Genomic DNA, 1,137 nt, shown 5'->3' with positions numbered 1-1,137 from the left:
GCACCTATTAGTAGCTGGATTGCTGCGAAAAAGAATAAGCCCCGTCTGGGAAACCAGGCGGGGTTTTATTTTGTCTGCTATTTAGCATTCGCGAACCACCCCAAATCACTTCGGCCGATTTATTTCGTGCAGTGCCATGCTATTATTTTCTCAACGTCTCTTAGCAAGCTTACAGCACAACACGCACTATGCTTAATCCCGTTTGGTTACACACGTTTAAGACTCTGGTCGAAGTCGGCCATTTTACGCAAACCGCAGAAAAGCTCTACATGACTCAACCCGGTGTTAGCCAACACATCAAGAAGTTAGAGCAAAGTTGTCAGCATGCCTTGATCAAACGTGAGAACAAAAGTTTCGATCTCACCGAACAAGGTCGTATGGTTTACGCCTATGCGTTGGAGCTAGAGTAGCGCGAAAAAAGCTTACTAGAAGAACTCAGCTTTGATGATGCCTATTCTGGCCATTGTAAACTCGCTTGTTCCGGTGCGTTGGCCCTCATGCTTTACGGCCCTCTATTAGAGCAACAAACGCAACATCCTAGTTTGTCCATCCACTTAGAAGCCGCGCCAAACCAATCTATTCTTAATGGTATCTCTGAAGGCCGCATTGATATCGGCATCGTGACTGACGCTCCAAACAAAAGCCTCTTCCAAAGCGAACGAATCGGTCGAGAAGCGCTGTGCTTGATCCTTCCCCACGCATATAAAGCCGAGCCCTTAACGCCTGAGATCTTGCAAAAATGCGGTGTTATTGGCCATCCCGATGCCGAGCACTATATGACGTTGTTTTTTGACCAATGTGCAGAGCCACAATTAAAAGAGATAAAAATGAGTGACATGCCGCTTTCGGGCTTCGTCAATCAATTAAGCCAAATATTATTGCCAGTTAGCAAAGGATTGGGATTTACGGTGTTGCCTCAAAGTGCAGTAGAAAGCTTTCCAAATAGAGAAGAATTGCACGTCGCGCAGCTAAAACAAACCGTTTATGAAGATTTGTATTTAGTCAAAAAACGGGGGCGCACATTACCGCTGCGCTATACCACGATAAAAGAGGTGTTATCAGGCATCATTGGGAAATAAGCGTCTTTCGTAAAGAAAGTGGGGGTGCATTGGTTAAGACCACCTTTTGTATAAGTTT

1 pseudogene is annotated in these 1,137 nt (G+C 45.2%); it reads left to right on the top strand.

Annotated elements, in window-relative coordinates:
- The first annotated feature begins 188 nt into the window (after nt 1-188).
- Nucleotides 189-1,079, top strand: a pseudogene (locus R8O70_RS25855) (LysR family transcriptional regulator).
- The last annotated feature ends 58 nt before the right edge of the window (nt 1,080-1,137 follow it).

It is taken from the genome of Vibrio sp. 779(2023) (genome assembly GCF_033344285.1).
In the GTDB taxonomy this organism is placed as follows: Bacteria; Pseudomonadota; Gammaproteobacteria; order Enterobacterales; family Vibrionaceae; genus Vibrio; species Vibrio alginolyticus.
The sequence above is the reverse complement of the archived record's forward strand: the minus strand, read 5'-3'. Positions and strand labels throughout refer to the sequence as shown.